Here is a 10,746-nt window from a genome sequence, read left to right as displayed (position 1 = left end):
GGGGGGGAGGGCGGGGCGCGGGGGGGGCGGGGGGGGGGCGTCCCGCCACTCCTCGGCGTACACGTCCGCGCCGGGGGCGGCCTCGGGGGCGTAGCGCGGCTCGATGACGCCGAGCCGTTCACCGAGGCCGCGCAGCCGGCGCGGGATGGCGTTGACCGGGGTGGCGGTGACGACGAGCAGGCCGAAGACGGTGAGCAGCGCGAGCAGCGGGACCGCGAGGACCTCGCTCATCAGGAAGACCAGCGGCTTGGCGGCGGCCCAGCCGATGAGGCCGCCGGCGTTGGCCAGGGCGTCGGCGCCCTCGCCGCGGCCCGGTGAGCCGCAGGCGATGTGCACCTGCCCGAGGACGCCGACGACCAGGGCGGACAGCCCGATGACGATCCGTCCGTTGGCCTCGGGCTTCTCCGGATGCAGGATCAGCCGGACGGCGACCGCGCCGACGAGCAGCGGGGCGATGAGGTCGAGCCGGCCGAAGGCGCCGGTGACCAGCATCTCCACCAGGTCGCCGACGGGTCCGCGCAGGTTGGCCCAGGTGCCGGCGGCCACCACCAGCGCGATGCCGAGCAGCAGCAGCGCGAGCCCGTCCTTGCGGTGGGCGGGGTCAAGGCCCTTGGCACCGCGCCCTATGCCGCGGAACATCGCGCCGACGCCGTGGGCGAGGCCGAGCCAGCAGGCGCGCACCAGCCGGTAGACGCCGCCGGTGGGCGACGGCGCGGCCTTGGCCGGTTTGCGTACGGCCTTCCTGGCGGGCGCCTTCTTCGCCGGCGGCTTGCGCGCCGCACTCTTGCGGGCGGGCGGCGGCGGGGCGGCGGGCGCGGTCTTCTTCGCTGCCGCCGGCGTACGGCCGGCACGCGGCTTCGCGGTGCCCGCCGTGCCCTGGGAACCCTTGCCGGACGTACGTGAGGCCATGGGGGTGAGGTTACCGCCGTGAGGCCCGGTGGACACGTGTGCCCTGCGCTTCACCCGTTCGTGTCGCCCGGGAAGTAACGCCAGGCTGACGGGGTTTCGGTGGCCGGCCCGCGGGACGGCCCGTCAGGAGGCTCCGGGCTCCAGGGCGTCCAGCGCCCGGCGCAGTCCGGTGAGCTTGCGCTCCAGGTGGGCGGCGGTGGCGACGGCCGCGGCGTCCGCCGACTCGTCGTCGAGCTGCTTGGACAGCGCCTCGGCCTGCTCCTCGACGGCGGCGAGCCGGGCGGACAGCTCGGCGAGCAGCCCGGGCGACTCGCGCACCGCGGAGCCGTTCTGCTCGGGGCTCTCGCCGCCTTCGAGCTGGAGCCGCAGCAGCGCGGCCTGCTCGCGGAGCTGACAGTTCTTCATGTACAGCTCGACGAAGACGGAGACCTTGGCGCGCAGCACCCAGGGGTCGAACGGCTTGGAGATGTAGTCGACCGCGCCGGCCGCGTAGCCCCGGAAGGTGTGGTGCGGGCCGTGGTTGATGGCGGTGAGGAAGATGATCGGGATGTCGCGGGTCCGCTCGCGGCGCTTGATGTGCGCGGCGGTCTCGAATCCGTCCATGCCGGGCATCTGGACGTCCAGCAGGATCACCGCGAAGTCGTCCGTCAGCAGCGCCTTGAGCGCTTCCTCCCCTGACGATGCCCGCACCAGCGTCTGATCGAGCGCGGAGAGAATGGCCTCCAGCGCCAGCAGATTCTCCGGTCGGTCATCGACCAGGAGGATCTTGGCCTTCTGCACCATGGCCCGTCCTCCTCGCTCCGGCAGTCGGCCGGGCGCCGCCCCCGGGGACGGCTCCCTGGCGCCGCCCGTCCTTGTGCCGGTCATCGTAGCCGCACCCCGCCCGTCGACACACCCTGTCACCGCGATGTCACGGTGCACACGGCTCCAACGCGGCCGACGACCGGAAAGTTCCCCGGTGAGCGCCCTCTCACACGTTTCTCACCACAGTCTGTCAACAGCCTGGCAGATATGCCCCCATGAACGGTCACTCTCCGCGCATCCACTGGTCCATCACCGACAGCAGATGGTCCGGATCGACCGGCTTGGTGACGTAGTCGGAAGCGCCGGACTCGATGGCCTTCTCCCGGTCGCCCTTCATCGCCTTGGCCGTCAGCGCGACGATCGGCAGACCGGCGAACTGGGGCATCCGGCGGATCGCCGTGGTCGTCGTGTACCCGTCCATCTCCGGCATCATGATGTCCATCAGCACGACCGTGACGTCGTCGTGCTGCTCCAGCACCTCGATGCCCTCCCGGCCGTTCTCCGCGTACAGCACCGACAGACCGTGCTGCTCCAGCACGCTGGTGAGCGCGAAGACGTTGCGGATGTCGTCGTCGACGATCAGCACCTTCTCGCCGTCGAAGGTGATGTTCCGCACGGGCTCGGGGGCTTCCTGCGCGGCCGCCCAGGCCGCGTCGCCGCCCTGGGACGCCGTCGCCTCGACGGGCGCGCCGGCGGCTTCCCCGCCGGGACCGCTGCCCACGCCGTTGCCGGCGTTGCCACGGCCGTTGCCGGCGTTGCCACGGCCGGCGCCCTTGCCGTTGCCGGCGTTGCCAGAACCGTTGCCGCCGTTGCCCGGGGGCAGCGCGGCACGCGGTGCGGCGCCGTCCAGTGCGGCCCGCCGCTGGTGGCGGAAGAGCGCCCCGGAGTGCCGGCCCCGGGCCTGGCCGGGCCCCATGTCGCGCAGACCCGCCTGCGGGTCGGACGGGTCCGGGCCGTCCTCGGCGACCGGCGCCTGGAGCGACTCGTTGAAGGCCAGCGGCAGATAGAGGGTGAACGTCGAGCCGCGGCCCGGCTCGCTGGCGGCGTGGATCTCGCCGCCCAGCAGCCGGGCGATCTCCCGGCTGATCGACAGCCCCAGCCCCGTACCTCCGTACTTGCGGCTGGTGGTGCCGTCGGCCTGCTTGAACGCCTCGAAGATCACCCGCATCTTGCCGGCCGCGATGCCGATCCCGGTGTCGGTCACCGAGAACGCGATGAGGTCACCGCCCGGCTCGCGCAGCGATCCCGCCTCCAGCAACTGCTCGCGGATCGAGGCCGGCACATCCGCGCGGGCCGGCCGGATCACCAGCTCCACCGCGCCGCTGTCGGTGAACTTCACCGCGTTGGACAGCAGGTTGCGCAGCACCTGGAGCAGGCGCTGCTCGTCGGTGTGCAGGGTGGCGGGCAGCTCGGGCGAGACCCGCACCGAGAAGTCCAGGCCCTTCTCCGCGGTCAGCGGCCGGAACGTGGCCTCCACGTAGTCGACCAACTGCACCAGCGCGATCCGGGTCGGCGAGACGTCCATCTTGCCCGCCTCCACCTTGGACAGATCCAGGATGTCGTTGATCAACTGGAGCAGGTCCGAGCCCGCCCCGTGGATGGTCTCGGCGAACTCCACCTGCTTCGGCGACAGGTTGGACTCGGCGTTGTCGGCGAGCAGCTTGGCGAGGATGAGCAGCGAGTTCAGCGGGGTGCGCAGCTCGTGCGACATGTTCGCCAGGAACTCCGACTTGTAGCGCATGGAGACGGCGAGCTGCTCGGCCCGCTCCTCCAGCACCTGCCGGGCCTCCTCGATCTCGGTGTTCTTCACCTCGATGTCGCGGTTCTGCCGGGCCAGCAGCTCGGCCTTGTCCTCCAGCTCCGCGTTGGAGTCCTGGAGCGCCTTCTGCCGGTTCTCCAGCTCCGCGGAGCGCTCGCGCAACTGCTCGGTCAGCTCCTGCGACTGCTTGAGCAGCACCTCGGTCTTGGAGTTGACGCTGATGGTGTTGACGCTGGTGGCGATCATCTCCGCGATCTGGTTGAGGAAGTCGCGCTGGATCTGGGTGAACGGCTGGAAGGAGGCCAGCTCGATCACGCCGAGGACCTTGCCCTCGAACAGCACCGGCAGCACGATCACATGCGCCGGGGCGGCCTCGCCCAGCCCGGAGGAGATCTTCAGATAGCCGGGCGGCACGTTGACCTGGATGGTCCGCTTCTCCTCGGCCGCGGTGCCGATCAGCGTCTCCCCGGGCCGGAAGGACGTCGGCATCGCACCGGCCGTGTAGCCGTAGCTGGCCCGCATGCACAGCTCGTACGAGCCGTCCTCGTCCGAGCCGATCTCGTTGCCGCCGCCGGTGGGCATCGCCAGGAAGAACGCGCCGTGCTGGGCGGAGACCACCGGGGTCAGCTCGCTCATGATCAGCGAGGCCACGTCGTCCAGGTCCCGCCGGCCCTGCATCAGTCCGGAGATGCGGGCCAGGTTGCCCTTCAGCCAGTCCTGCTCCTCGTTGGCGAGGGTGGTGTCCCGCAGGTTGACGATCATCGTGTTGATGTTGTCCTGGAGGATCTGGATCTCCCCCGAGGCGTCCACGTCGACCTTCACGTTGAGGTCGCCCCGGGTCACCGCCGTCGCCACGGCCGCGATGGCCCGCACCTGACGGGTGAGGTTGCCGGCCATCTCGTTCACCGACTCGGTCAGGTCCCGCCAGGTGCCGTCCACGTCCCGCACCCGGGCCTGGCCGCCGAGGATGCCCTCGGTGCCCACCTCACGGGCCACCCGGGTCACCTCCTCGGCGAACGACGAGAGCTGGTCGACCATCGTGTTGATGGTGTTCTTCAGCTCCTGGATCTCACCGCGCGCGTCGATGTCGATCTTCTTGGTCAGGTCGCCCTTGGCGATCGCCGTCGTCACGGTGGCGATCTGCCGCACCTGGCCGGTCAGGTTGGACGCCATCGAGTTCACCGACTCGGTGAGGTCCTTCCACGTCCCCGACACACCCGGCACCCGGGCCTGGCCGCCCAGTTCGCCCTCGGTGCCCACCTCGCGGGCCACCCGGGTCACCTCGGCCGCGAACGACGACAGCGTCTTCACCATGGTGTTGACCGTGTCGGCCAGCTCGGCGACCTCGCCGCGCGCCTCCACCGTCACCTTCTTCGTCAGATCGCCGTTGGCGACCGCAGAGGAGACCCGGGAGATGTTCCGCACCTGCGACGTCAGGTTGTTGGCCATCACGTTGACGTTGTCGCTGAGGTCCTTCCAGATGCCGGTCACCCCGCGCACCCGGGCCTGGCCGCCCAGGATGCCCTCGGTGCCCACCTCACGGGCCACCCGGGTCACCTCGTCGGCGAAGTTGGACAACTGGTCCACCATGGTGTTGACCGTGGTCACCAGGTCCAGGATCTCGCCGCGCGCGTCCACGGTGATCTTCTTCGACAGGTCGCCGCGCGCCACCGCCGTCGTCACCTCGGCGATGTTGCGCACCTGCGAGGTCAGGTTGTTCGCCATCGAGTTGACCGACTGCGTCAGGTCCTTCCAGGTGCCGGAGACCCCCTGCACCTCGGCCTGGCCGCCCAGGATGCCCTCCGTGCCCACCTCGCGGGCCACCCGGGTGACCTGCTCGGCGAAGTTCGAGAGCTGGTCCACCATCGTGTTCAGGACGTTCTTCAGCTCCAGGATCTCGCCCCGGGCGTCCACGTCGATCTTCTGCGACAGGTCACCGCGCGCCACCGCGGTCGCCACCTGGGCGATGTTGCGGACCTGCGCCGTCAGGTTCCCGGCCATGCCGTTCACCGAGTCCGTCAGGTCGCGCCACACCCCGGCCACACCCGGCACCTGCGCCTGACCGCCCAACCGCCCGTCGGTGCCCACCTCGCGGGCCACCCGGGTCACCTGCTCGGCGAACGCCGAGAGCTGGTCGACCATGGTGTTGATGGTGTTCTTCAGCTCCAGGATCTCGCCCCGGGCGTCCACGTCGATCTTCTGCGACAGGTCACCGCGCGCCACCGCCGTCGTCACCTGCGCGATCTGCCGCACCTGGTCGGTGAGGTTGCCCGCCATGAAGTTGACGGAGTCCGTCAGCTCCTTCCAGGTGCCGGAGACACCCGGCACCTTCGCCTGACCGCCCAGCCGGCCCTCGGTGCCCACGTCCCGCGCCATCCGCGTCACCTGGTCCGCGAACGACGAGAGCTGCGCCACCATCGTGTTGACGGTGTTCTTCAGCTCCAGCATCTCCCCGGCCACGTCCACCGTGACCTTCTGCGACAGATCACCGTTGGCGACCGCCGTCGTCACCTGCGCGATGTCCCGCACCTGACCGGTGAGGTTGTTGAACGCGGTGTTGACCGAGTCCGTCAGGTCCTTCCACGTCCCGGCCGCCCCCGGCACCTCCGCCTGACCGCCCAGACGGCCCTCCACGCCGACCTCGCGAGCCACCCGGGTCACTTCCGAACCGAACGCCGAGAGCTGGTCCACCATCGTGTTGACGGTGTTCTTCAGCTCCAGCATCTCCCCGGCCACGTCCACCGTGACCTTCTGCGACAGATCACCGTTGGCGACCGCCGTGGTCACCGTCGCGATGTCCCGCACCTGACCCGTCAGGTTGGTGAACGCCGTGTTCACCGAGTCCGTCAGGTCCTTCCACGTCCCCGCGGCCCCCGGCACCCTCGCCTGACCGCCCAGGCGGCCCTCCGCGCCGACCTCGCTCGCCACCCGCGTCACCTCGTCGGCGAACGTCCGCAGCGTCTCCGTCATCTCGTTGATCGTGTCCGCGAGCTGCGCCACCTCGCCCCGCGCGCTCACCCGCACCTTCTGCGACAGGTCGCCGTGGGCGACGGCCGTCGTCACCTCCGCGATCCCGCGCACCTGGGAGGTGAGGTTGCCCGCCATGGTGTTGACCGAGTCCGTCAGGTCCTTCCAGACGCCCGCGACCCCGCGCACCTTCGCCTGACCGCCCAGCTCGCCCTCGGTGCCCACCTCGCGGGCCACCCGGGTCACCTCCGAGGAGAACGACGAGAGCTGGTCCACCATCGTGTTGACGGTGGCCTTCAGCTCCGCCATCTCCCCGGCCACGTGGACGGTGACCTTCCGCGACAGGTCGCCCTTGGCGACCGCCGTCGTCACCAGCGCGATGTCCCGCACCTGCGCGGTCAGCCGGTACGCCATGGTGTTCACCGAATCGGTGAGGTCCTTCCACGACCCCGACACCCCGCGCACCTGCGCCTGGCCACCGAGAATGCCCTCGGTGCCCACCTCCAGCGCCACCCGCGTCACCTCGTCGGTGAACGTCGACAACTGGTCGACCAGGTTGTTCACCGTGCGGGCCACCCGCAGGAACTCACCCCGCAGCGGCCGCGCCGACCCGTCGGCGCCCTCCGACCGCAGCTCCATCCGCTGCCGCAGGTCGCCGTCGGCCACCGCCGCCAGCACCCGGCCCACCTCGGACACCGGCCGCGTCATGTCGTCGACCAGCGCGTTCGCCGCCTCCACGGCCTGCGCCCAGGCGCCCTCGCCGGCCCCGACCTCCAGGCGCTCCGACAGCTTGCCCTCACGGCCCACGACCCGCCGCACCCGCGACAGCTCCCCGGTCAGATGCATCTGCCGGTCGGCGACCTCGTTGAACACCGCGGCGATCTCCGCCATCGGGCCCTCGCCGGTCACCGTCAGGCGCTTGCGCAGATTGCCGTCCCGCATCGACACCAGTGCCGAAAGCAGCCGCTCCAGGGCGGCCGCGTCCACCTCGACCGTCCCGTTGCCCCGTGCCCGGGACCGGGGCCGTCCGCCCTTCGCGCGCGTGCTGCCGCCCCGCGCCGTCACGCCAGACTCCACCGTGTCCCTCCCGCAGGGGTCGACCGTCATGCTCGGGTACTCCGCCACCAGCCGGCACCGGAACCGTCCCCCAGTGTTTCACCGCGACGGAACCAGGCCATAACAGTTCGGCAGCTTCGCATAGCGTCCCCGTCCTCGGGGGACGGAAACAGCGGTGACCACCCTCCGCCCGGACTGCGAAGGTAAGTAACCTGGCATCCGGCTGTCCAACCGCCCCGGTCCGCCCGGCGGAGGCGGTGTGCGGACGGCACCACCAGCGGTTACCGGTGTTCACCAGGGGAGGGGCTGGGCCGACCATGGCAGAGCCGGGCGTAGAGACGCGTACGAGGAGTTCTGTGATCACCGCGCGGGCGGCCGCCACCTTCGAACCCGTGGGGCGGTCCGTGGCGACCGCCCGGGCCTTCGTCCGGGACACCCTCCAGGGGTGGGGCCACACCGACGTCGTCGACGACGCCGTAGTCCTGACCAGCGAACTCGTCACGAATGCCGTCATCCACGCCGGCACCTCCGCGGACGTGCTGTGCCTGCGTTCCGACACCGGCGTACGCGTCGAGGTCGCCGACCGCTACCCCGAACGCGAGGTCCCCCTCCAGGGCAGCGGCCCCGCCCTCGCCGACCCCGACCGGGAGAACGGCCGCGGCCTGATGCTCTGCGCCGCGCTCGCCACCCGCTGGGGCGTCGACTACTCCCCCACTCGCAAACACGTCTGGTTCCAGCTCGACCTGCCCGAGCGCCCGGTCGGCACCCGCTCCGCCGGGCCCGTCCTGCCCGACGAACTCCTGCCCACCACCGACGACCGCACCCGCGTCGCCGTCGTCCAGATCGACCAGACCGGGGCCGTCGCCGCCTGGAACGAGGACGCCGAGCAGCTCTTCGGCTACGCCGCCGACCAGGTCACCGGCAAGCCCCTCGGCGACCTCGCCGCCTGGCCGCACACCCCCGGCATCGGCACCGGCATCGCCGAGGCCCTGCGGCTCTCCCGCTGGGAGGGCAGCTACGGCATCCGCGGCGCCGACGGCCGCGTCATCCCCGTCTACGCCTCCCACCTGAGGGTCCGCGACACCGCCGGCGAACCCTCCACCGTCTGCCTGCTGGTGCGCGACTACGAGCGCGCCATCCTCCAGACCCCGCCGCGCAGCCACGTCGGCGCCGACACCGCGGGCGCCACCGGCCCCGAGGGCCGCCCCGCCGACCCCTTCGAGGTCTTCATCGGCTCCCCCGCCCCCGACGACCTGGACGGCCTGCTCCAGCGCACCGTCGAACGCGCCCGCGACATGCTCGACGGCGACTCCGCCTTCCTCCTCCTGGCCACCGACGACGAGACGGAGCTGGAGGTACGCGCCACCACCGGGCTGCCCTCCGCCCGCCAGCGCTTCGCCCGCGTCCCCGTCGAGTCCGGCACCAGCCGCTACGCCTCCGCCCGCATGCCGGCCGTCCACGAGGACCTCACCGCCGCCCCGGGGGCCGTCCCGCTCCTCGGCGGCACCGGCATGCGCTCGGTCGTCACCGTCCCCCTCAAGGTCGAGGGCCGCCTCACCGGCTCCCTCGGCGTCGCCGCCGAAGCCGCCGGCCGGTACTCGAACGAAGAGGCCCTGCGCCTGCAGTTCGCCGCCGACCGCATCGCGCTCGCCGTCGAGTCCGCCCGCCTCGGCGAGCTCGAACGCCTGCGCCGCGGCTCCCTCAGCTTCCTGGTCGAAGCCTCCGACCTGCTCGCCGGCACCCTCGACCGGGACCAGACCCTGGCCCTCATGGCCCAGATGACCGTGCCCACCCTGGCCACCTGGTGCGCCGTCTACACCATCGCCGACGCCACCTCGGACCCCTACCTCTCCTACGTGCTGCACGAGGACGAGGAGCGCATCGACGGGCTCAAGGCCCTGCTCGGCAAGGTGGCGCCGCCCGAACCGGTCCCCTCCCCCGGGGCCCGCGTGTGGACCGCGCCCGCCGAGGCCGCCCACCAGGCCGCCCTGCGCACCTCCATGCGCGAACTGGGCCTCGGCTCCTCCGCCTCCCCCGGCATCAGCACCACGCTGGCGACCGCGGCGGCCGTCGGCGGCGAGACCGTCGTCCTCCCCCTGGTCGCCCGCAACCGCGTCATCGGCATGCTCACCCTCGGCAAGCCCTCCGACGACCACTTCCGCCAGGAGATCCTGGAACTCGCCGAGGACCTCTCCCGCCGAGCCGCCCTGGCCCTCGACAACGCCCGTCTCTACAGCGAGCGCACCGCCATCAGCCAGTCCCTCCAGCGCAGCCTGCTGCCGCCCGGCCTGCCCGACATCCCCGGCGTCGAGGTCGACGTCATCTACCGCGCCGCCGGCGAGGGCAACGAGGTCGGCGGCGACTTCTACGACCTGTTCCCCATCGCCGAAGGCTCCTACGGCTTCGCCATCGGCGACGTCTGCGGCACCGGCCCCGAGGCCGCCGCCGTCACCGGCCTGGCCCGCCACGCCCTGCGCCTGCTGGCCCGCGAGGGCCTCGGCGGCCCCGCCGTCCTGGAACGCCTCAACGCCGCCATCCTCGACGAGGGAGCCCGCAGCCGCTTCCTCACCCTGCTCTACGGGGAGCTGCGGCCCCAGCCGGACGGCAGCGCCCAGCTCAAGGTCGTCTGCGCCGGCCACCCGCTCCCCCTCCGCCTGAGCCAGGACGGCACCGTCACCCCCGCCGCCGAACCGCAGCCCCTCCTCGGCGTCATCGACGACCTGGAGCTGTACGAGGAGACGGTCACCCTCGACCCCGGCGACGTCCTCCTCTGCGTCACCGACGGCGTCACCGAACGCCGCGAGGGCTCCCGCATGCTGGGCGACGACGGCCTCGCCGAAGTCCTCACCACCTGTACGGGCCTCACGGCCGGCGCGGTCTCCGCCCGGATCATGCGGGCCGTCGAGCGCTTCGCCGCCGACCCGCCCTCCGACGACATGGCGATCCTGGCCCTCCGCGTCCCCGAGGACCAGCCGCCCGCCTGAAACGCGAGAAAGGGCCTGTCCGAGTGGATACTCGGACAGGCCCTTCTCTCTGTCTCTCTATTCTCTTCTTCATGTCCCGGTCCCGCGAACGCAAAAAAGCCCCGCCCATGTGATGGGCGGGGCTTTGATGACTGGAGCCCCCAAACGGAATCGAACCGTTGACCTTCTCCTTACCATGGAGACGCTCTACCGACTGAGCTATAGGGGCGATAAGTTCGGCGGTGTCCTACTCTCCCACAGGGTCCCCCCTGCAGTACCATCGGCGCT

The 10,746-nt window shown here is 71.5% G+C and carries 3 protein-coding genes, 1 tRNA gene and 1 pseudogene; 1 reads left to right on the top strand and 4 read right to left on the bottom strand.

Annotation, left to right across the window (positions count from 1 at the left end; all coding sequences use genetic code 11):
• From C6N75_RS16660 to C6N75_RS16650, 3 genes and pseudogenes are all read right to left on the bottom strand, one after another.
• A pseudogene (locus C6N75_RS16660) lies at positions 1-909 on the bottom strand (cell division protein FtsK); the annotation flags it as partial.
• 123 nt (positions 910-1,032) lie between these two features.
• Positions 1,033-1,692 (bottom strand): response regulator, encoded by a 660-nt coding sequence (locus tag C6N75_RS16655; protein ID WP_105869697.1) that lies wholly within the window; start codon positions 1,690-1,692, stop codon positions 1,033-1,035.
• A gap of 244 nt (positions 1,693-1,936) precedes the next feature.
• On the bottom strand, positions 1,937-7,516 hold the full coding sequence (locus tag C6N75_RS16650) for a HAMP domain-containing protein (RefSeq protein ID WP_181160498.1): 5,580 nt from the start codon (positions 7,514-7,516) through the stop codon (positions 1,937-1,939).
• Positions 7,517-7,812: 296 nt separating this feature from the next.
• On the opposite strand from C6N75_RS16650, the gene C6N75_RS16640 reads away from it, so the two are divergent.
• A complete protein-coding gene (locus C6N75_RS16640; protein ID WP_105869696.1) occupies positions 7,813-10,479 on the top strand; it encodes a SpoIIE family protein phosphatase in 2,667 nt (888 codons plus the stop codon).
• A 132-nt stretch (positions 10,480-10,611) separates the two neighbouring features.
• Here C6N75_RS16640 and C6N75_RS16635 read toward each other — a convergent pair.
• Positions 10,612-10,687: transfer RNA gene (locus tag C6N75_RS16635), tRNA-Thr, on the bottom strand.
• Positions 10,688-10,746: the final 59 nt, after the last annotated feature.

Origin of the sequence: Streptomyces solincola (genome assembly GCF_002982015.1) — a bacterium.
GTDB classification, from domain to species: Bacteria; Actinomycetota; Actinomycetes; order Streptomycetales; family Streptomycetaceae; genus Streptomyces; species Streptomyces solincola.
Note: the sequence above shows the minus strand (reverse complement) of the source record. Positions and strands in the feature narration are given on the sequence as shown.

What these genes read in the sequence shown, in the direction of transcription:
- C6N75_RS16655 (WP_105869697.1), bottom strand. Translation starts at nt 1,692, where the DNA reads ATGGTGCAGAAGGCCAAGATCCTCCTGGTCGATGACCGACCGGAGAAT.
- C6N75_RS16640 (WP_105869696.1), top strand. Translation starts at nt 7,813, where the DNA reads ATGGCAGAGCCGGGCGTAGAGACGCGTACGAGGAGTTCTGTGATCACC.